This is a genomic window from Streptomyces sp. NBC_01237 (assembly GCF_035917275.1).
Taxonomy (GTDB): domain Bacteria; phylum Actinomycetota; class Actinomycetes; order Streptomycetales; family Streptomycetaceae; genus Streptomyces.
In genome coordinates, this window is the sequence record NZ_CP108508.1 from 8,113,407 (window position 1) to 8,133,454 (window position 20,048).

At 67.7% G+C, this 20,048-nt stretch carries 24 protein-coding genes; 12 read left to right on the forward strand and 12 right to left on the reverse strand.

Annotated elements, in window-relative coordinates; translation table 11 throughout:
* Positions 1-665 precede the first annotated feature (665 nt).
* From OG251_RS35770 to OG251_RS35780, 3 genes are read left to right on the forward strand one after another with little or no spacing between them, the layout of a single operon-like run.
* Positions 666-962 carry a hypothetical protein gene (locus OG251_RS35770; RefSeq protein WP_326680994.1) on the forward strand — a complete coding sequence of 99 codons (297 nt, stop codon included), beginning with the start codon at positions 666-668 and terminating at the stop codon, positions 960-962.
* 56 nt (positions 963-1,018) lie between these two features.
* Positions 1,019-1,426, forward strand: coding sequence for a thiol-disulfide oxidoreductase DCC family protein (locus tag OG251_RS35775; protein ID WP_326680995.1), 408 nt, complete (start codon positions 1,019-1,021; stop codon positions 1,424-1,426).
* A 17-nt stretch (positions 1,427-1,443) separates the two neighbouring features.
* A complete protein-coding gene (locus tag OG251_RS35780; RefSeq protein ID WP_326680996.1) occupies positions 1,444-2,289 on the forward strand; it encodes a serine hydrolase domain-containing protein in 846 nt (281 codons plus the stop codon).
* Between the two features lie 247 nt (positions 2,290-2,536).
* On the opposite strand, the gene OG251_RS35785 is transcribed toward OG251_RS35780, so the two are convergent.
* Entirely contained in the window at positions 2,537-2,809 is a 273-nt protein-coding gene (locus OG251_RS35785; RefSeq protein WP_326680997.1) for a hypothetical protein, read from the reverse strand.
* Between the two features lie 115 nt (positions 2,810-2,924).
* Here OG251_RS35785 and OG251_RS35790 point away from each other — a divergent pair, with 115 nt between their 5' ends.
* The 3 genes from OG251_RS35790 to OG251_RS35800 are packed head-to-tail and all read left to right on the forward strand — an operon-like array spanning position 2,925 to position 6,319.
* The gene (locus tag OG251_RS35790; RefSeq protein WP_326680998.1) at positions 2,925-3,476 is read left to right on the forward strand and encodes a hypothetical protein; all 552 of its coding nucleotides are present in this window, start codon (positions 2,925-2,927) and stop codon (positions 3,474-3,476) included.
* Between the two features lie 12 nt (positions 3,477-3,488).
* Positions 3,489-5,729, forward strand: a complete 2,241-nt coding sequence (locus tag OG251_RS35795) for a DUF6571 family protein (protein ID WP_326680999.1) — start codon at positions 3,489-3,491, stop codon at positions 5,727-5,729.
* Between the two features lie 2 nt (positions 5,730-5,731).
* Complete coding sequence (locus tag OG251_RS35800; RefSeq protein ID WP_266815388.1) at positions 5,732-6,319, forward strand: hypothetical protein; 588 nt, start codon at positions 5,732-5,734, stop codon at positions 6,317-6,319.
* A gap of 127 nt (positions 6,320-6,446) precedes the next feature.
* On the opposite strand, the gene OG251_RS35805 is transcribed toward OG251_RS35800, so the two are convergent.
* The 3 genes from OG251_RS35805 to OG251_RS35815 all read right to left on the reverse strand — a co-directional run bounded on the left by OG251_RS35805 (position 6,447) and on the right by OG251_RS35815 (position 8,493).
* Positions 6,447-7,166 carry an IS6 family transposase gene (locus OG251_RS35805; RefSeq protein WP_326681000.1) on the reverse strand — a complete coding sequence of 240 codons (720 nt, stop codon included), beginning with the start codon at positions 7,164-7,166 and terminating at the stop codon, positions 6,447-6,449.
* A 124-nt stretch (positions 7,167-7,290) separates the two neighbouring features.
* Positions 7,291-7,749: a DUF6166 domain-containing protein gene (locus OG251_RS35810; protein WP_326681001.1), complete on the reverse strand. Its 459-nt coding sequence runs from the start codon at positions 7,747-7,749 to the stop codon at positions 7,291-7,293.
* 54 nt (positions 7,750-7,803) lie between these two features.
* Positions 7,804-8,493 carry a hypothetical protein gene (locus OG251_RS35815; RefSeq protein ID WP_326681002.1) on the reverse strand — a complete coding sequence of 230 codons (690 nt, stop codon included), beginning with the start codon at positions 8,491-8,493 and terminating at the stop codon, positions 7,804-7,806.
* 226 nt (positions 8,494-8,719) lie between these two features.
* Here OG251_RS35815 and OG251_RS35820 point away from each other — a divergent pair, with 226 nt between their 5' ends.
* Both OG251_RS35820 and OG251_RS35825 read left to right on the forward strand, forming a co-directional pair.
* Complete coding sequence (locus OG251_RS35820) at positions 8,720-9,199, forward strand: hypothetical protein (protein WP_326681003.1); 480 nt, start codon at positions 8,720-8,722, stop codon at positions 9,197-9,199.
* 171 nt (positions 9,200-9,370) lie between these two features.
* Entirely contained in the window at positions 9,371-9,508 is a 138-nt protein-coding gene (locus tag OG251_RS35825) for a hypothetical protein (RefSeq protein WP_326681004.1), read from the forward strand.
* Positions 9,509-9,658: 150 nt separating this feature from the next.
* On the opposite strand, the gene OG251_RS35830 is transcribed toward OG251_RS35825, so the two are convergent.
* The 3 genes from OG251_RS35830 to OG251_RS35840 form a co-directional block, all read right to left on the reverse strand.
* The gene (locus tag OG251_RS35830; protein ID WP_326681005.1) at positions 9,659-11,278 is read right to left on the reverse strand and encodes a hypothetical protein; all 1,620 of its coding nucleotides are present in this window, start codon (positions 11,276-11,278) and stop codon (positions 9,659-9,661) included.
* An 81-nt stretch (positions 11,279-11,359) separates the two neighbouring features.
* The gene (locus tag OG251_RS35835; RefSeq protein ID WP_326681006.1) at positions 11,360-11,824 is read right to left on the reverse strand and encodes a hypothetical protein; all 465 of its coding nucleotides are present in this window, start codon (positions 11,822-11,824) and stop codon (positions 11,360-11,362) included.
* Positions 11,825-11,888: 64 nt separating this feature from the next.
* Positions 11,889-12,278: a hypothetical protein gene (locus tag OG251_RS35840; protein WP_326681007.1), complete on the reverse strand. Its 390-nt coding sequence runs from the start codon at positions 12,276-12,278 to the stop codon at positions 11,889-11,891.
* A gap of 284 nt (positions 12,279-12,562) precedes the next feature.
* Here OG251_RS35840 and OG251_RS35845 point away from each other — a divergent pair, with 284 nt between their 5' ends.
* On the forward strand, positions 12,563-13,186 hold the full coding sequence (locus tag OG251_RS35845; RefSeq protein ID WP_326681008.1) for a hypothetical protein: 624 nt from the start codon (positions 12,563-12,565) through the stop codon (positions 13,184-13,186).
* A 166-nt stretch (positions 13,187-13,352) separates the two neighbouring features.
* On the opposite strand, the gene OG251_RS35850 is transcribed toward OG251_RS35845, so the two are convergent.
* The 4 genes from OG251_RS35850 to OG251_RS35865 form a co-directional block, all read right to left on the reverse strand.
* Positions 13,353-13,958 (reverse strand): hypothetical protein, encoded by a 606-nt coding sequence (locus tag OG251_RS35850; RefSeq protein ID WP_326681009.1) that lies wholly within the window; start codon positions 13,956-13,958, stop codon positions 13,353-13,355.
* A gap of 98 nt (positions 13,959-14,056) precedes the next feature.
* The gene (locus OG251_RS35855; protein WP_326681010.1) at positions 14,057-14,335 is read right to left on the reverse strand and encodes a hypothetical protein; all 279 of its coding nucleotides are present in this window, start codon (positions 14,333-14,335) and stop codon (positions 14,057-14,059) included.
* Positions 14,336-14,866: 531 nt separating this feature from the next.
* Positions 14,867-15,100: a hypothetical protein gene (locus tag OG251_RS35860; protein WP_326681011.1), complete on the reverse strand. Its 234-nt coding sequence runs from the start codon at positions 15,098-15,100 to the stop codon at positions 14,867-14,869.
* Between the two features lie 286 nt (positions 15,101-15,386).
* Positions 15,387-15,947 (reverse strand): hypothetical protein, encoded by a 561-nt coding sequence (locus tag OG251_RS35865; RefSeq protein ID WP_326681012.1) that lies wholly within the window; start codon positions 15,945-15,947, stop codon positions 15,387-15,389.
* A 557-nt stretch (positions 15,948-16,504) separates the two neighbouring features.
* Here OG251_RS35865 and OG251_RS35870 point away from each other — a divergent pair.
* The gene (locus OG251_RS35870; protein WP_326681013.1) at positions 16,505-17,158 is read left to right on the forward strand and encodes a hypothetical protein; all 654 of its coding nucleotides are present in this window, start codon (positions 16,505-16,507) and stop codon (positions 17,156-17,158) included.
* A 551-nt stretch (positions 17,159-17,709) separates the two neighbouring features.
* Here the strand turns inward: OG251_RS35870 and OG251_RS35875 are convergent.
* Complete coding sequence (locus OG251_RS35875) at positions 17,710-17,835, reverse strand: hypothetical protein (protein WP_326681014.1); 126 nt, start codon at positions 17,833-17,835, stop codon at positions 17,710-17,712.
* A gap of 475 nt (positions 17,836-18,310) precedes the next feature.
* Here OG251_RS35875 and OG251_RS35880 point away from each other — a divergent pair, with 475 nt between their 5' ends.
* Positions 18,311-19,534, forward strand: a complete 1,224-nt coding sequence (locus tag OG251_RS35880; protein WP_326681015.1) for a hypothetical protein — start codon at positions 18,311-18,313, stop codon at positions 19,532-19,534.
* Between the two features lie 46 nt (positions 19,535-19,580).
* On the forward strand, positions 19,581-19,862 hold the full coding sequence (locus OG251_RS35885; protein ID WP_326681016.1) for a hypothetical protein: 282 nt from the start codon (positions 19,581-19,583) through the stop codon (positions 19,860-19,862).
* Positions 19,863-20,048 lie beyond the last annotated feature (186 nt).

Below are 20,048 nucleotides of genomic sequence, written 5' to 3' on the forward strand. Positions count from 1 at the left end.
CAGGCCGTCGCCTTCGGCGTCGGACGGTTCCAGAAGGCCCGCTCCCGCAGGTTCGAAGGGACTTCAGCCGAAGCCACACCCGAAGGGGACGTGGCCGGGGGGAAGCCTGTTCGGGGAGAAGAGGCCTCCCGTGAGCCTGTCGGCTCCGGGAAAGCGGGATAGCCGACCGTCTTGCCGCTCGGCCCCGCTTCGGTCGGCACCCCCACGTCCTGCATGGCCAAAATGAGGTTATGCGCCCATGAGGGATGCTTAGTGTCGGTCAAAAAGTGTTGTACGGAACGTGGGTTCACTGCGGCCGGGCAGCGGTTTCTGCCGTCGAAGAGGACCACCGGCGTCCGGTGTCTCCCGGCTGGTGATCCCGCAGGTGGCCGACCGGTGGCGCCCATGTCCGGACCGAGAAACGGAGCTGGAAAATGGCAGCGCCATCGCCCCAGGACGACGGACCCGAGCGGCAGGGATGCATGATCGGCCTGTTCTGGATAGAGCGGGACAGGGTGTGCCTGGGTGCGCCTCCGGTTGAGGAGGATCCCGGCGTCTTCCTCTCCCCTACCAGGCTTTCGGTCGGGGAAGGTGCTCATCAACAGGCCTGGCCCTGGGCCGATGTGACGGATCTCCAGGTCCTGGATGTTCCGGTCCGGTCAACCGCGGCTCGGTGGGCGACCCGGGTGACGACCGTCGTCGCCGCAGCTCTGAACGCCTGGGGGCCGGGCGGCCCGTCGATGATGACCGCGGTGGTGTGCGCCCTGGACCAGCGTGTTGAGACGCCGGTCTTCTCCGGCGCGGCCACCGCGTACACGCAGCGGGAGGTCGATCTCTCCCTCGGTCTGCTCTCCCACTTCGTGCGGGGCAGCGCCTCGCCGTCCCTGCTGACGCAGTGGTGGCAGGAGAACCAGCCGTCCGCTGTCCTGCACTCACGTGAGCGGGAAGCCGTCCTCGAGGACTGGACGGCACCCCTCATGTGAGGTCCACGGACACCTTCCGCACCCAGGGACGGCACACCCAGCGATGGAGAGCACTCATGAACAGCTCAGTGACTGGTGACGCGGGAAGACGTGTTGTCCTCGCCTTCGACGGCGACTGCGGCTTCTGCCAGGCCGCTGTCCGGCAGATTCAGCGGCGGGCCAGCCCGCGAATGGAGGCCGTTGCCTGGCAGACCCTTCCGCCGGAGCTCACCGAGCCCCATCTGGAGCGCCTGGACTGGGAGGTCCTGCTCTTCGACGGGGACCGGGTACGCGATGGCGGGGCCCCGGCCCTGGCCGGTCTCCTCGGAACCTCCACGGTCCGCACGTACCGGAGTGTCGGGCAGTTCCTGCAGCTTCCCCTGATCCGCCTGGCAGCGAACCTGGTCTACCGCTGGGTGGCCGGCAACCGGCAGCGGATGCCGGGCGGCACAGCAGCCTGCGCAGTGCCCCGTCCCCACCACTGAAAGCACGAGCACCCCCCATGCCCCACGTACCCTTCTGCATACTCAGCAGCTCCCACGCGCCCAAGGTCAGCCACGGCCACGACCTTGACCGTTTCGTCCAGATCGGCTCGCTCACCAAGCCACTGACCGGAACCCTGCTCGTTCAACTTGCCTCCACCGGAATCCTCCGACTGGACGACCCACTCGAACAGTTCCTCCCCGCCCCGGCCGGGACCGGCATCACCCTGCGGCACCTCGCGGAGCACACTGCGGCCCTCCCCCGGGTCCCGCCTCGGCTGCGCAGATTCGACCCCTACGCCGACTTCGACGCCGGAGCCCTGGACTCAGTGGTACGGAGCCTCGACTCCTTCACCACTGGCAGCCCGGGCAGGGAGGAGGAGTACTCCAACCTGGGCTACGCCCTCCTGGGCGCCGCCCTCGCCTCGGCAGCGCGAGCGCCGTACGAGGAACTGCTGCGCGAGCACGTGCTCGCGCCCCTGGACCTCACCGCGATCACATCGAAACCACCGCCGGACAGCCGGCTGTCCGGGCGTGGATTCCTGGGACGAACCCTGCACCCCTGGACCATGAACGGCGCGATCCTGCCCGCCGGAGGACTGTGGGCCACCCCACGCGACACCGCCCACCTCGTCACCAGACTGCTCGTCGAACGCCGCCTGGGCGACCCTGCACCCTCCTGGCAGACGACCGGCCGACTGCGCTGGCACGACGGCGCCACCCGGGGCGCTTCTGTTTTCGCGGGCGCCATGGCGGACGGCACCTGGGTCATGGCCCACCGGCTCTCCGGAAAGCTGCTCCCGACGGAGGAGATGGCTGCCCGGGTTCTGAAGGACGCGGTGACCGAACTATCCGACGAAGCCTGAGCAAGCGTAGGCGGTCACGGCTGTCCCCAGAAGCCGCCGCTTTCTTCGCAGAGGCCCAACCTCGTTGGTCGTCCTCACGAAACCTGTGCCTGATCCCACTCAGAAGTCCGTGAGCGTTTTCAGCGGAGCAGGTTGCGCAGCGGGGAAAGGTTCCGCAAATCGCGGACTGTGGCGGTGGCGCCGGCATCGGCAAGGTCTGCGGCGGGAGTACGTCCGGTCGTTACGGCCATGACGGGTACGCCTGCGGCTACGTCGGCCGGAGTGTCTCCGATGAGCAGGATGTCGGCCTGGGTGAAGGCGGTGTCCGCGGCGTGCGGGTGCCTGCGATGGCGGTGTGGACCAGTTCTGCCCGGTCGTCGTGGTCCTCGCCGTACCCGCCGTAGGCGAACTGAATGTGGGTGTCGAGCCCGAACGTCTGGAGCTTGCTCTCCGCGACGGCCCGGATGTTGCCGGTGACCACGCTCTGCACGACGCCGTCCATGTCGGCCAGGGCCGCGAGGGCGGCTGCGGCGCCGGGCATGGCGCGGCATCCAAACCAGACTCTTCGACCCGTCTGGGCAGTTCGCGACTGGGACGTCGGAAGCCTTGCGACCTGGCCAGCCCGGGCGGCACTCGATCGCACGGAACCCGTACGTATGATCGATCACCTGTATCCGTTCGTTACCCAGAGGGGCAGCGTGACCGACGGGGCAGGTTTACGACCAGCAACACGGGGGGTGCTGACGATGTCGTTCGAAGAAGAGTGGGCCGCGGACAAGGCAGCCGTGACCATGAGATTGAACCAAGCCGGCAGTACGAGCGGTTCGGCGCCGACGCCGGGCTCGGCCGACTACGTGGTCGAAGACGACGACCTTGGCGGGATCGGCCATGCCGCTTACGGGCTCTTCAACGGCCTGGAGCCCGCAGGCAAGCACGCAAGCGCGGCGAGCGAGAGTGCCGGGAGCAGCCTGAAGGGTGACGGCTTCGACACCGGTGCCGCGCTCTCGGAGGTGAACAAAACTTGGGAGACGCAGGTGAAGACCCTCCTCCAGGCATGCGCACACATCTCCAACCACCTCGACTACACGAAGAAGTCCAGCAAGGCCAATGACGAGTGGGTCGGAGCACAGCTGCGCATCATCGGACCCGTTGCGCCGGGCAGCGAGGGTGCCGTGTCCGCGTCCAAGATCAGCGAGTTCTTCCGGTAAGGAGCCCCAGCCATGCCCACGTTCGAGCAGCTCCTGAATGCCAAGCTGGGTCCGATGGACACCGTGGTCACTCAGTGGACCGAGATGATCGCCAGGCTGACGCAGCTCAAGACCGATGCGTCGGCCATGAAGAGCAAGGCCGACAAGTCCACCTGGCGGGGTGAGAACGCCTCCGTGACGAAGGAGTTCGTCGCGAAGACGGCCAAGGAGTTCGGTGATGCCGTCACCGAGGCGGAATCCGTGCGTGACCTTCTCCAGGACGCCCACACTCTGTTCAAGACCGCCCATGACGACCTCAAGGCCACGTACGAAAACCCTCCGCCGGGCATCACCATCTACCCGAACGGCGTGCTCAGCCACCGTGTCCACCCCGACCGCCGGTCGAAGGACAGCACCGAACCGATTGCCACCGAAGCACAGTTCGAGGCGCTGCGCGGCAAGATCGAAGGCATCCTGCAGCGGGCCAACGAGGCCGACGAGCTGTGTGCCTGGGGTCTGCGCGCGCTGATCAAGAACCACCCCAACGACTTCGGCAGCACCGACCTCGGCGGCGTCGCCGACGCGAAGAAGATGCGCGAGGAGGAGAAGCAGCAGGCCGAGAACGGCCGCGAGGCCGCCAAGCTGTACGCCCGCTGGGAGCACCTCGACGACAAGGAGCGCGAGCGGCTGCTCAAGCTGGCCGAGGGCGGCAAGGACTCGCCGGCCTTCGCCGAGCAGCTGATGACCAACCTCAGCTACAACGGCCGCGACCAGCAGGAGGCCGTGCTGCTGCTCGCCGGAAATCTGGAGCACGGCGGCCGCGACGGCCAGCTCTCCGCCGCCGACGCCCGCCTCTACAAGGCCCTATCCGGCTCCCTTGCCACCGCCACCGGACCCGACTCCTCGATAGGTTCCCCCGGCGGTGTCACCTCGGCCTGGACCGACAAGCTCATCACCACGGCCCGCGACGGCAACGGCCTGCCCACGCGCCACCCCGGCGCCATTGGGGGCGGCGCCGCGACCCTGAAGGACCTCACGGACCTGATGGCCGCCGACGCCGGCGACAAGGCGTACGACCCGAACGACAAGAACGCGTCCCCGTACGACAAGGACAAGGGCGACCCGGTCTACGGCGAGGCGTTCCTGCACGAGGTCGGCGACACCATCCGCGAGTGGGAGACGGACAGCGACGACGCCTACGACGGCGTCATGAAGAACTGGCAGGGCACGCAGGAGGACCCGGTGAAGGGTCTGATGAACGCCATGAGCCGCAACCCCTCCGCCTCCACGCACTACTTCGACCCGAACACCACGGACAACCTCAAGTACTTCCTGGAGGACCGCAAGTGGCCGGGCGGCGAGGTCGAGTTCAGGATGCCCGAGGAGACGCAGCGCACCTCGGCCCGCACCGAGTTTGGCGCCGCCCTGGAGGCCGCGGCCACCGGCCGTGAGCCGGGCAGTCCGCTGCACGGCGTCCCCGCCCAGCACGACGGCGCGCAGGCCGCGATCTTCGAGCGGATCGCCAAGGAGTACACCGGCGAGCAGACCTACGGGACCCAGAGCTCCGTGCCCCTGGCCATGCGCACGAGCATGGGCAACATGATCGGGGACTACGCCTCGGACGTGCACCAGATCCTCGGCAAGAACATGGACGGGCCGACCGACTTCAACAACCTCACGATCGAGCGGGGCGACCTCACCCGTCTCATGCGCGGCGTCGCCGAGGACCCCAAGGCGTTCGGTGTCATGCACCACTCTCAGAGCGTGGTGATTGCCGAGGGACTGAACGGCTTTCCGCCGGACTCGTACCGCAAGGAGGATCCCGAGATGCGCGCCTGGGTCAAGCAGTCGGCGTCGGTTCTCGGCCACCTCGACGGCGTGCGCGGCGACGTCATCTATGACCTCGGCCAGGCGGAGAAGGACACCAACGCCTGGAACCAGAGGATGGACTACCACGCCATCGGCGCACCCCTGACGGCCATCCCCGTCGTCGGCGACGCGCTCCAGCGCACGGTCGACGCCGGCACGGCCGGGTACATGAACGAGCTCAACGCCAAGGTCGACGAGGAAACTCGTAAGAACATGGTCAACCACTTCGAGAACGGCGAGGACCAGATGAACGCCATGATGCGGAAGATGGCGACCGAGAAGGGCATCACGACGGAGGAACTGGACGCGAGCCCGGGCGAGTACGAGGACGGTCTCCAGACGACTGCCGAGAACTGGTACCAGCAGGGTATCGAGGACGCCCAGAAGAAGATGGGACAGCCGTAGACATGGACAGGAAGTGGCTGCCGCTGACCATCGTGCTCGGCGCCGTCGGGGTGGGCGTCGTGACGGCGAGCTTCTGGCCTGACGACGAGAAGCCGCCGCTACCGCAGACGCTGTGTCATGGGGCGCTCAGCCGGCAGACGGCGGAACTGATCGACGACGGCAAGGGGGGCGAGGTCACCACGGAGGAGTGGGAGAGAAAGAGCAAGAGCACCGATTACGCGGTGTTCAAGGGGTGCCAGGTGCTGCGTGCCAACGCGGACAGCGACTCCCCCCGAGGGGTCTACACCCTGATCATCGAAGACAACCGGAACGACCCTCACTACAAGCCCAAGAACTCTGTCCCCCTCGGCCCCGGCTTCACCGGCTGGGCGCTTCCCGATAAGGCCGAGGCCAACCTGCCCGCCGGCTGTGCCGCCCGCATGGGCTCGACGGCGCCGAACATCACGGTGACGCTCATGGCGCCCTCGAAAAAGGGGGAAGAGGAGGAGAAGGACCTCGTCGACCGGGACGCCCCCGCGATCCGCAACAATGCGGCCGTGGTGCAGGAGGCCGCCACCAAGCTCGCCAAGAAATACGGCTGCGCCGCCTGACCGTCGCCTGACATTGATCTTGGTCGACACGGCTCCAGCAGGACCTCCAGGGGCGCTGTCACGTTGTTGGGTGTGTGAGTGCCTGATGGTGTGTCGGGTGTGGTGGGGTCGGGTTCCGGCTCCGTGCTCAGGCCGCGGCGGACAGGTCGGCGATGCCGGTGACCTGGTCCCAGATGGCGAAGCGGGTGGTCATCTCGGTGCGGTATTCGGGGGCGGTCATCAGGTGGCGGCGTGGTCGGAAGTGGGGTGAGATGCCGCTGAACGCGGACAGGAACTGCTGGGCTCCGCCGACGCTACGGAAGCCTTTCATGGCGCGTTCGCGCTGGCGGGTGGGCTGGTGGCTGTTCTCGGCCCGGTTGTTGAGGCCCTTGTGGGCGCGGTGTTCTACGGAGGGCATGACCTCGCGGGGGGCCGCGTCGTAGGAGCGGAGCTTGTCGGTGACGATCACCCTCGGCACCGAGCAGGTTCTCTTGAGCAGTTTGCGGAAGAAGCGCCGGGCCGCAGCCTTGTCCCGGCGGGACTGGACCAGGATGTCGAGCACGTTGCCGTCGGCGTCAACGGCCCGCCACAGGTACTTCTGCTCTCCGTTGATCTTCACGAAGACCTCGTCCAGGTGCCACTTGCCGCCGGGCCGGGGCCGGCGGCGGAGCAGGCCGTTGGCGCAGGCCTGCCCGAACTTCGCACACCAGCGGCGGACCGTCTCGTGGGAGACGACCACGCCGCGCTCGAGCATCAGCTCCTCGACCTCGTGGAACGACAGCGGGAAGCGGTGGTACAGCCACACACAGTGGGCAATGACCTCGACCGGGTACCGGTGGCCCTTGTACGACGGCGATGCGCTGTCCACGGACGACCCCTCCCAGCATGACCAACCAGAAGATCATCCCACCCGGTCAGTCAACGTGACAGTGCCCGCCGCAGCGCTTCCACCTGCGGAAACGCCGTATGAGGCCCCTAGGTGCAGCCGGTCTTCACAGGCTGCTGGTCAGTTCAGGAAGGTCGACCAGGGCAGCGGGGAGATCCTTGGCGCCCTGCTGCGCGTACCAGCCGCAGCACCAGCGCAGGACGCCGGGTCGGCTGAGCCGCCACTCCGAGCAGCACTGGACCAGGACTTCGGAGGCGAAGTCGACACCCAGCGCCTGGAGGACCGGGTCGACCGGCCCTCCTTCGAACCCGCAGCTCCAGGGATCGCCCAGGCCCAAGGCGTCGGCGAGGATCGCGCTGGCGGCCCTGCCGGGCCCGGACCCGCTGTATCCCCAGCTGAACCCGCCCAGGGCCTCAGCGTCCTTCGGGGAAAGCTCGTACAGGACAAGGTCGTCGACCTGCCGCTCGGTGGGCCCCAGCTTCCTCTTCTCCACCAGGATCCGGCACTGCCAGTCCTCATCCCCGACCGGCTGCACACCGTGGTAGACGCGGTCGTGCTCCGTCATGTGTCCTCCCCATTCTCTTGCTGATCCTGGCCCACGCACCGGCTCTGCCGGAGGTCAGGTGAGCGGCACCCAGCCGAGGTAGATGTGGCCGGCGGCGCCGTAGCGCAGGATGTCGTTGGGACCGGTCGTGGAGGTCGGCTCGCACACGGTGGAGATGCCCAGCAGCAGCCCGCCCAGCGCGCGGGTCGCCTTGACGGTGTCCAGGTTCGCCGATGACGACCACTGGCCATCGAGGCCGGCGTCGATGTGGATGGTGGAGCCGGTCAGCTTGGCCCGGGGCGGAGTCTGGTCGGCCACCCACTTGTCGACGATCAGCTCGCGGCCCATCGGGCGGAAGCCGCGGGCCCGCCAGTACCGTTCGGTGTTCACGCTCCAGCCGTCGCCGCCGTCCTGGTCCAGATGCACCGTCTCCAGGTGCGGACAGACGATGAACATCGGCCGCGGGGGGCGGCCGTTGCCCTCGTCCATCGGCAGGGTGAAGAACCGGCTGGTCCACGACACGTGCGCGCCGACCATGACCGTGCGCAGCCCGTACCAGCCCGAGGGGCGGCAGTCCTGGTGGTTGAGGGACGCGCTGAGGAACGGGCCGCAGTCGTCGACGGTGAGTGCGGGCGTCTGGTCGCCGATCGGCGCCCCGCAGGTCTGGCAGTCTCTCTTGTGCAGGTTGAGCGCCACCTCCTGGCGGGCGTTGTCCGACAGCCGGGTCATGATCTCGTCCGCGACCAACAGCTCGGTCACTGCCACCGGGTACCTCCCCCTGCCACCAGGCCCGCCCGTTGCGTCCCGCTGCCGCAGATCATGGAGCGGGCGCAGCCCGCCACATCCGCAATGGCCCGGCGTGCCCGGTTCATCACGATCATTGGCCGAGAAGGAGCTGTTGCTACGGCCGGACCGCCGTACAAGCAGCCGTGCCCGTACCCGTGCCCGGTACGGTGCCCGGGACAACGGCGGCAGCAGGAATGGGTGGAACGTGACGGCAGGACCGGTTCGACGGCGCGGAGATGTGCTCGGCTTCGGCCTGGCGGTCGTGTTCTTCCTCCCCGGAGTCGCCTACCTCGGGATCCGCAACGGGCACGACTTCATCGAGAACGACTTCTTCGCCTTCATGTACTGCGTGGCCTGCGTGAGCTTCGCGTCGGTCCCTCTGCTGGGGTGGCGCATGGGAGGGCACTGGCACGCGGACCCGGGCTTCGGCCGGATCACCTGGTTTCCATGGCTGTTCACGGCCGGGCAGGGCATGGCCTACAGCGGTCAGCGCACCGACTCCAACCTCTTCGTCCTGGCTCTCGGCTGGGGCGCGTTCATGGGCGCCGGCATCGTCGCCATGTACTACCTCGGGCACGCGCTCTGGCTGAACGACCAGGAGCGCGCCGCACGCGATGCCGACAAGACCTTGGCCGCAGAGCAGGCCGGACAGCGGGAGCCCCGCGAGCCGGAGGCCGGTGCCTGAACGCCGCACGCGCGCTGTTCGTCGTCCAGGTGGGCCATCGCGTAGCCGTGCTCGTCGGGATGGCGGGCGAGCCGGGCCATCACCCACGCGGTCCTCGCGTCCTTCCCCGTACCGAAGTCGGCGTCCAGGCGCCGCGCCTGCCACGTCGTACGCGGGGCGAGCACCCACCGCGTGAGCGAGAAGCGGACCCTGCCGGCGCGGGCGGTGTCAGAACAGCCCGCCCGGCGCCGGCCACCCCGGCTGCGCACCACACTCCAGAAATGGGACGAGCAGCACGGCACCACCGACGCCCGACAGACCGCCGCCTGACAGTGCGGACGCACCTCGACGAAGGTCTGCAAGCCACGCAAACCCAACAGCGAGCGGGAGACCCCGCACATTGTTGACATGATGAACGTGCGGACCGTATTTCGTGCGGCCAGCCGCGCCCTCGGGCCCAGGCTCCGGGCGGCCGGATATCTAGTTACCGGGCCACCGAAGCCTGAATTGTCTTGCACGCTCCGGGTGTGGGTGGCTGCTGCGAGGCCTGCAGTGATACCCTGGCGTCGCGGCGCAGTCAGGACAGGCAATATCCGTCACCTTCCATGACGGGCCTGCCATCGAGTCCCGACCCGTCCGTGGTTCTCGCTGGACCGGCTTTGCTCCCTGAGCGGGACGCCGATTGACCGCAGGTCCCCGGCCCTTCCGTGCGTTCTGGCCGACCTCATGCTTCGTGGCAGGAGACGACGTGGTCCTGTCCAGCCGGGTGCTGTCTCGCGGCTGCTCGTCCTGTTCTTCGGAAGCGCTGTGGTGTCTCTGCTTCCACTGCGCGATCTGACGCTTGTGGTGAATCGTCAGTCGTCCGCCGGCGATTTTCGCGAAGCGGTCGAGTTCCTCGATCTCGCTACCCAAATCTTCGTACTTGCCGCGACGCAGGTTGTTGAGGATCTTCCCGACACTGCTCGCGGCATCCGCAGACGCAGTCTTGGCGGCCACCTTCGCCTGAATTCTCCTCTGCGTCACAAGAGCCGCAGCGGCGAGGTGCTCAGCCGCCCGGTCGACAACAGCTTGCTCACTCCCGGTACGCCTTTCGGTGACCGACGAGTTGATCTTCCCCATCAGGGAGCGAACATGCTGAGAGTCTTGTGCGTCAACGGCTTGCTCCAGGCTGGAGAACAGCTCACGGCGTGACTCGGCCAGTTCCTCTCTCCAGACCTGAGCCTCTGCCACTGCGACGTCCAGTGCCGCTCGCACCGACTCGCTCACCCCTTCCAGCCGGGCGATCTGCCAGCAGACGTGATCAGCGGCACTTTCGCTCTTGAATACACGTGTGTCGGTCAAACGGCTCAGGAGAGCGTGCGCTTGGGCGTCCGGGGTTACTCCTTTACGGGTGGGCGGGGACCACCGCGGTGATGGTGCGGTGCGGGACTCCACGATGCGCTGCACTGCCGGCGTGGAGAGTCCGCGCTGTGTCATCGTGCATTCGTTCAGCCCGAACCACTCGGTGGGCCGGGCGAAGGCCTCGGTGCCGATCTGGACCTGGCGGGTGGTGCCCTGGCTGTCCAGCCGGATGCGGTGGACGTACCACCGGCGGATCAGTGTGTCCGGGTCCACGGGCACGGAGACTCCGAGCACCGGTTCATGGCCCTCTCGATCCCACTCAGGTGTGACCTCGCCGTCCAAATGCACGCGCAGCGCGGTGTGCTGAAACCGAATGTCCACCACGGAACCGACCCGTCCCCCGCCCGGCCGGGCAAAGTCGAAGGCGGCCCCCTCGCCCCGGGCACGCAGCCAGGCGACCGCTGCGGACTTCACATACAGGTGGTCCGCACTGCTCACCCCCCGGGAAGAGCGGCCACACAGATGGGAGTGCCCTTCGGCTCCGGGGTTGTGTGCGAAATGACAGACCCTGTCGGTGTAAAGCTTGGTCGTCAGCCTGCCGCCACAGCCGCCGAGCAGCAGTCCGCACCAGTACGTGTCGCGCTCGTGACGGCGCCGGAAGGCATCCAGCTCAATAGCCTCCAACGGAAGCATCAACGGGTCTTCCGACTCCGCACTGCCCAAGACCGCCGTCTGGATCTGCCGCCTGTCACCCCGCACGAACCCCCACCTTTCGTCGCAACTCATGTTGCCAGGAATGGTGTTGTAAGGAGGGCCGCTTCACGCTGCCGGAACCTCCGCTCACCCTGTAAGCCCCAGAGAGCCGGGCGCGACCGCCGGTGTGATCGTGGCCAGCCCGGCCCGCTCGGCCGCGAGCCGCTGGAGAGCGCGGGCCTGCGCGGCGTCGCTCGCCCTGGTGCCGGTGGTGGTCGCCGCGGTTTTGGCCCGGAGGGTGGCGAGCGCGTCCTGGCCGTCGCCGAACAGTTCCTCCGGCTCGCGCAGCCGGTTGCGGATCTGCTGGTCCCGGGCGGCCTGGACCGCCGGGTCGACCGCGGGTACTGGGGACTGGCGGTGGGTGTGGTGTGCGGCGAGGGCGGCCCGGTAGCCGTCCGACGCGGTCTCCCGGGTCCGTACCGGCCTGTCCTCAACGGCCGGTGCAGCACAGGGGCTGAGGGCCAGACACCAAGGACAGTCGTCACTGTGATCATCCAGAGAGCTTCGGGGGGGCTCAGCGGAGGAAGGTGAGGGGGCGGGGTGGACGTGCAAGAAGGCCGTCCGACGGTGTCCTCTGACAGATGATCTTGACCGATTGCCAGGCTTCTTTGACCGGTCAGGGCGCGTAGGGGTACAGCTCCACCTTGTCCGCTTCGACGCTGATCTCTACCCAGGCGTTGTCGGGCGGTGGCGGTGAGCCGACATCGAACAGCACCTGCGAGTCGCCCACCTGAAGGACAGCGGCGCCGTCTTCGGTGAGCTGGAGCAGTCCTCGCAGGACTACCTGGCCAGCTTCCTCGCGCGCCCCCGGTTCGGCGAGCGTGGCCGATCGCGTGTTGCGGCCCCAGAGGATGTCTCCGTCGACGGTCCATTCGATGTGGTGCTGGCCAACCGCGTTGTCCAGGTCGCCTCGCCACACCGCCACGATGTCGCCAACGGGCGTGTGGACCCGGACCCTCGGCAACCTGGACGGGCCCGGCGGCAGCAACTCGGTACGCACCAGCACACCCCGATCATCCACCACTCGGCCGACGCGGTCACGGGCAACCGAGGCAGGACGGTCAAGATCTCTTGACAATCGGTAAAGATCATCTGTCAGAGGTCAGACTGACCTCTGACAGATGATCTTGGCCGTTTGCCATCTGACTTTGACGGTCCTGGGGGTGCTTGCGGCGGTGCTTTTCACGCCGATGGGATGATCACGAGAAGGGACGTCCGGCAGCGTGGGAGCAGATGATGGGCAGGCGGGAGATGCGGCGGAAGGTTCATGCTCCGCTGCGTCGAGCGGGCTTGCAGGTGCTTGAGGGCGGGGTGCCGGAGAGCCCGTTGCCGGTGTTCGCGGTGGGCGCGACGGTCAGTTGTGGCGACGGGACGGGGCGGCGTGACGCTTACGTCGACTTCGACGCCCCGTCCCTCATCGAGCGCGCCAACCAGGGCTGGTACGAGTTGGCGACCTCTTTCAGGCTGTTCGGAGCCGACCGGGAGTTCCTGCTCGCCCTGCCCGCTCATCTTCATAGCCCGCGGGCGGCATCCCGACACCGCAAGGCTGTCTGGCGCCGAGTGCGTCTGCTCGACGACTGGGACGTGATGGGCGCCGGGTGCGCCATTAGTCGGGGGATGAACGAGCACGGATACCCCGAGTACCTGCTCGGCTCAGGCGCCGGCCGCCCGGAGTTCGCCATGCTGTCCCTCGACAGCACCGTCGCCGTGATCGGGACCACCTGGCAGACCGGCATCAGCTCCCTGGCCGTGCCCAATCCGAGCGACACAGAACCCGTACGCAACACGATCGGCTGGGCGGCGACCAGGGAATGGGACCCCCGCGAGGAATGGTTCATGGGGGTTCCCCGCTCGGACCGCGCTGAAGCACTCACGTGGCTGCGACACCACGAGCCAAGCACGCAAGAGGCATAGAACGGCACCGAAGCCGGTGATCAAAGTCATCTGGCAATCGGTCAAGATCATCTGTCAGAGGACACAGACGGATGCCGGACGGCCTTCGGTCTCACATCTCACAGACTCACCAGAAGGACGTTCACCTGCGGGAACACCCCACGAGGCTCACAGGCTCAGCCAGTCCTCACAGACTGACGGACTCGGGCTCGGTGCCCCCGGCCCCCCAGTCCGTGAGTCCAGGGCGCAGTCCCCCGGGGTCAGCAGAGCCTGGGCTACACCTTCTCGGGGATTGTGTCGTCGATGACGATCTCCGGCTCCGGGTCGTTCGGACTTGAGGCGGCCTTGATCCGGTCGATCGCGGGGCGATGGCGTCGTACACCCGGCGGGAAGCCGCCCCGTTCTCCGGCGTGCCGTTCCACGACGACGGGTGAGCGTTGGCGTCCAGTTCCTTGAGGTAGGCCACGAGGTTCGTGCCGGTCATCGACACCTCCACGAGCCCCCGGTCGGCGCGCGGGCCGGTGGAGATCCCGGACACCGTCGCCTTCACCGTGACCGCGGGTCCGTTGCTGATGTTCTTGCCGTCCGGCTTCGTCTCGTCCCACAAGTCCTTCGAGCAGACGATCGTGACCCGGGCGATGCCGGCGGCCTTGGTGAGCCGGTCGTCGTGCTTTGCCGGGGACTGGGTGCAACCCGCCAGCGCGAGGCAGGCGACAACAACAGCAATGGCCAGGGCAGTACGCGGCGAGCGAGAGGATTTCGACATATTCACCACGTCATCCTTGAGCAGCACCGCAACCCAAACCGCCCCATGACGGAAAGACGGCCGAAAATGCTATTTGAGGCCGATTTCCGCGTGTGCGGGCGCCACCTCGACGGTGGCCACCCTCCTCAGCGGCGGCCGACAGCGATCCGGACGAGGACGTTCGGAACGAGGCAGAACGCAGCGAGACTGCAGACGACAAGGAGTGTGAGGAACAACCAGTAGGTGGACCCGTGTCCGGTGGACTGCGCGGCAAGCGAGGCGTAAGTCAGAGTGATCAGGGACGCGGTCAAAGCGAGCCCCGCCGCCCAGCCTGTGCAGCTCAGGCCCAGCCCCAGCCCGATGAACGCCCAGAACAGGGCAGGGCCGAGCATCGCCACGACCGCGGAGACCGGCGAGGCAGGCACATCATGCGTGGCGATCAGGGCGTTGAGGGACGGGAATCAGACAACCGCCCAGAACAGGCTGTACGCGCCGAGCAGACCAACGAGGGCGAAGCCGGCGGCTCCCAGAGGTCGACGCGCGGGGGCCGGGGCGGGACGATCGGAACGGGGAAGTGTGGTCACGGCCTGATGGTGGGCGGTCCTGCCCCTGTCCGAGAGGGCTTTCGCCAGCGGTCACCGGAACGGGTGTCCCACCATCACGACGACCCCCTGTCCCGACTTCTGTCCCCGGGACCGACGACGGAACGGTACCGGTCGATGAACCCGGTCTGGGCCTGGTACAGCCCACAGTCCCCGCGGTGCAGCAGTGCTGGCGACGTCGGCGTCTTCTGCTGGATCTTCCACCGCAGCGCGGCACGCTCCTGCTCCTCCAGGTCCCGGATGCGTTTCTGAACCTGCCCGAGCTGCCAGCGCAGCCACTCCTCCAACGCCCTGTTCTTCTCCAGCAGCGATAGCCCCTCGGCCGGCCCTCCGGGGCGTCATCGTCGGGCACGACTACGCCTCGGCTGCCGACTCGTGGGCGTGCTTCAGCCGCATCCTGGCCTCCACTACCTTGCCGTTCTCGACCGTCTCCCAGAACGGGTGCGTGGACACTACGGCGGACAACCGCAGCACCTCCGCACGCAGACGGGCCACCTCGGACCGCTGGTCGTCGGTGTAGCCGGGGCTGTCCGGCTTGCCGGACCGGTAGGAGGAGTGCAATTGCTTGTCGGCTTCCCACCCGGTCATGGGCTCGGCGGACCAGGGGAGGGCGCGGGCGTACTCCTCGGAGGCGTTGCGGGCGCGGTGAAGAGCGACCTGGGCATCGAGAAGATCGCTCGGGAAGTCGAAACCGGTCTCATTCTTGGGTACCCCCCAATGGTACGTCTGTTCGATTTTCGGATGCGAGCAGCCGCACCGGGAACCGGCCGCCGCTCCCCCGGCCGGCGTCCCGAGCTGAGGGGAGTTTTACGGCCGAACCTCCTACGCGCCCGGCCATGACCAGCCAGCAACCGGGCACCGAAGTCCGGGCGGTTCAGCGGTAGGTGCGTAGTTGGTCCTTGGTCTGGCTGGGAGTGCATCCGAGGGCGGTTGCGACGGCGGCCGGGCTGATCCCGTCTCGTTGGATGGTCCGTGCCGCGTTCTGCTGGGACATCCGGGTGTGTTGTTGGAGGATGTTGGCCGCGCGCAGGGCGACCAGCGGTTCGCGGTCGGAAAGGATGGACACCTGCTCGTTCACCTGGTCCAGGAGAGCCGCAAGGTTCTCGGGCAGCGGCACGAGGGCGGACCGGACGTCTTCGGTGTGCTGCAGCCAGTCCCGCTCCGGGCCCGAGGTGTCGTACTCGTAGGGCTGTTGTTCGTGGGCCTGGTCCCAGTCGACCGGGTAGAGGGTCTCACCCCGCCAGCCGCACGAGCACGAGCCGCGCAGGTGTGTGGCGGCCGTGGGGTCCATGCTTCCGTCGTAGGCCCACCACTCGGTGAGCGTGCCGAGGCTGCCGCCGGAGTTGGACGGGATGGTGACAGGGCCGGGCTCCGTGCCGTCCGCGTTCACCACCCCGGGCTGGCCCCCGTGCATCTCCTCCAGCTCGTCCGTCACCCACGGGTACATGCTGACAAAGCCCGTCTGGAACACACTGCCTCCCGGTTACACCACGCTGTCTCAGCACTGCCGAGAGCAAGCATGACCATCCCGTGACGGCCATGGAGAGAAAACGGCCAGAATGGCTGCGCCCGCTGTCCCGGCCGACGGCGGCCGGCATCCGCCCGGACGCCACGCACAGCCCGGCCAGCCTCCCCGCAGAGAACCTCCAGGGCAGGAAGGTCCGCGCTGAAACTCCGGGGCGCATACGCTCGCCCGTAGACCGCACCGACATGGAGTGTGTGGGACAGGCCCGGTGCCTTACAGGCTTGGTCCTGGGATGGAGTACGACCGGGTGCGCAGCGGCCCCGGCAGCCCACGCGGGCCGCCGGGGCTGTTCCTGTACAGACCGCAGCCGACCCTGATTCCCGCCCCGCAGGCACACGCGGAAGGGTCACGTGGAACGGCCGAAGGGCCACCAGCTGTGCTTGGTGGCCCTTCGGAAAGTCATAACCCCGGAAGCATGCAAGCAGGGGCCGCACGGGGTCTTCACAAATAACTATATGGTTTGCCCCGTGATGGCACAACCTCCCCCTGAGCGTTTCCTGCCACAGCGGCTGTCCCCCGGGCGGCTGGCGCCCTACCAGGCAGCCGCCGGCAGCCAGCGTGCGGCTGTGGACCTGTACCGCTGGAACATCGCCGTGTCCGCCGCTGTCTACGAAGGGCTCCACCTGCTCGAGGTGGTGCTGCGCAACGCCGTGCACGACCAGCTCGTCATCTGGCACCAGAGCACCGGCAACAGCGGCAGCTGGATGGACGACCGGGCCGGAATACTAGAGGACCGGGCGCGCAAGGACATTGCGATCGCCCGTGCCCGTACCCGAAAGCCCTCGCCCACCGAAGGGCACGCGGTCGCGGAGCTGACCTTCGGGTTCTGGCGCTACCTGCTGGCCCGCCGCTACCAGGACAACCTCTGGCGCCTGGCCGTACGCCACGCCTTCCCGCACCTGCAGCCGCAGACGCGATCGGTGGTGGAGAAGCCGCTGATCAGCCTCCACAAGCTGCGCAACCGCATCGCCCACCTCGAACCGGTCCACCGCCGCGACCTGCTCGCCGACCGGCAGGACATCCTCACCGTGCTCGGCTACATCTGCCCCGACACCCGCGACTGGTACCAGACCGGATGCCGCATCCCCGACACCGTCAAAGAGCGGCCCCACACCCGGTAGACCCGCTCACGTGGTAGGCCCCGGTCGAGTGCGGCGGTCCTTCGCCTCCCGGGCTCTGTTCGCCTTCTTAGCCTTCGTCGACGCCTCGCGTGCCTTCACGATCGGCTCGATCCGCTCGTCATGGCCGTGCTCGCGCTGGACCGCCTGACTGCCGGGCTCGCCCGGGTCGTCCGTTTTCGGTTTTCCGTGGCTCATCCCGCACGGTCTGGCGTGCCGGCGGGTGCGCCGGACCGCACCAGGTGCTCGCACTGCCCGCGATCCGCGGACGACGGCCGGGCGCGGCCGCCGGTGTGATTGTGGCGAGTCCGACCCCGCTCAGCTGCCAGGCGTTGCAGGGCCCGTGCCCGGGCCGCGTCGCTGGAACGGGCACCGTGGTGCATCGCAGCTTTGGTGCGGAGTTCCTCCACCGCCTGGCGGCCGTCGGCGAACCGCTCTTCGGGCCCTCCCGCCCCACAGCTGGACGCGCCGGAGTGCTGCTGGCTGCGGGCCTGCCGAACTCCGTTTTCGCTCAACCGCATTTGGTGCGGGGGAGGGAGGCCTTCCGTGTGTGATCAGCTCTTCTCAGAATGCGGCTTGGCGTCGAGGAAGGCGGTGTCGACGACGATCCGGGGAGGAGGTTCGTTCGGGCCCGGTCGCTTGGTGGTCCGGTCCAGCACTCCGGAAATCTCGTTGTACATGCGGATGGACTCGGATTCGCGCTTCCGGTCTGGGTCGCGAGGCTGATGGCCGCGGTGCAGGCCTGGAGTCCCTCCGGCGCTGCGCTGACCGGGGCAGCGACAGATGGCTGATCACCGCCTCGCCTCGGTGCCCTCGGCACCCAGGTGGCGCGGTGGGCGGCGAGAGCCGCGCTATCCCTCCGGCGTCTCTTGCCGCGCAGATTCCACGAGTGCAACTGTCGGCGCAGGTGCCCGGTCGCTGCTGGTCACCGCCGGGTCGTCTGGAGGGCGATGCGGGCCAGGTCGGCTCCGCTCAGGGTGTTCTCGCTCATGCCGGGGCTCCCGTCCCTGCCGGCGAGGCAGGCCCTGCAGTGCAGTGCGGTTGAGACGATCTACCCCTTTCTCCTTTTCAGCCGATTTTCGCAGGTCAGCCCACATTGTCAGTAGTGCCCCGTACTGTTATGGGTCCTATTCGTGGCGGCTGTGGGGAGCACCAATGGACGAAGACCTCCAGATCGACAGCGACGAGGACCTCTATCGCAACCCCGTCTACTACGAACCGGCCGGCCGTAACCTCGACCTCGACCGCGCCGACCTCGGCGTCTCGCACGGCCAGGACCTTTTGAATGTGCTCATTCGCATGCGAGGCCGCGTCCCCGTCGAGAAGCGCGGCCTCATCTGCCCCGACTGCCGGGACCTCCGCGCCCGACGTGTCCCTATGTACCTCGTCCAGCGGGGCGACGTATGGCTCGCCTCCCACTACCGGAAGCCTGGGGAGAAGCCCGTCAGTCACGAGTCCGACGAACATCTCGCTCGTAAGGAACGTGTTGCCAAGGACTCCGAGGACCACGGCTTCCGCGCCGACATCGAGTCGCGCACATCGGACGGGCACGCGTGCCTCGATGTGCGCATCAGCGGCGCCAACGGCATCGTTCTTGGCTACGAGCCCCAGTTGAGTGCCCAGACTGTCCGCGGAATGCGTTCACGGGAAGGGTTCCGACGTCGCAGTGGTATCCAGTCTGTCTGGGACTTCGCTGACCCCGACCACGCAGGCATCGGCACCGTGCCCTACGTCCGCACACCCAACCTGCCAGCCTCCGTCATCCGCGTGCAGAAGAACCCCATCGCGATCCGGGACGGCAACTTCGTCCTGGAGGAGGGCCAGTGCACTCAGAGCGGCGCTCTCACCCGGTGCCCGGACAAGCCCTACGACCCGGAGAACCCCACCGATGCCGGGTACTGCGGAGGCTGGCACCGCCTCCTCGTGCCCGCCCACCAGTCGAGCGCCTTCACAGGAGAAGACGGTCTGACCCTCACCCGGTTCATCGTGGAAGCTGCGGCCGGCGAGCGGATCCCGTTCCAGCGAGGCGGTCACCACGGTTGGCTCCCCGCACAGCAGTGGCAGAAGTACATGGAGGCGAACGGGCCCGCTGTGGACGAGAAGGAGCGCCGTCCTTCCGTACGGCAGGGCGACCGTCGCGACAGGTGCACTGAGGACCGTCCGGCCTCGGAGGTGCGGTCAGAGCCGAAGCAGAAGCGTGGCAGTCGCTCGATTGTTCTTGAGTCCCGCCCCTGGGAATCGGAGGCAGCAAGGGTTCCGGTTGACGCGTCGGGAAAAGCGATCCCGCTGTGCCGTTTAGGCTGCGGTCAGCCTGCAAGTCTTCCGGGGCCGGAAGGGCTGCCCGAGCACTTCTCGTGCCGCAGGAAACACGAGGCATGATCTACCAGGGCGCGCCAAGCGCCTCACGAACTTGGGGAGGGATCACATGGCGGAAAGCCCCGGCATCTACCGATGGCCGACTTACTTCCACGAAAGCGACTCATCGGACGTTCTCTATCAGGAAGATGAAGGCCTGCTGACCCTTCCCGTTGGCGCAGGCGTTCTCGTCCTCGGCGAGTGCTACCGGGTAGTGGACACCTGGTTCAGCTACGACCACCACGGCGTCTTCAACCTCGGCTGGCACGTCTTCCTGGAGAGGGCCACCAAGGAAGACAACCGCCTCCAGCGGCTTGCCCCCGACTACTTCCAGGATGCCCCGGAAGCCTGACCACTGAGGTATCGCCGCCCCTCCGCGGTTCGGGTGGGGCGGCGTGTTCCCGGCGGGCTGCCGCTTCACCGCTTTCGAGATGGCCGAGTCTACCCGGGATGGCCGCGTGGCCTGGCGGTGCGCCCGATCGGACGGCGATACTCATCCGGCGGCGTCCGGCGCTCCACCGGTACGACGGGCGCCGCC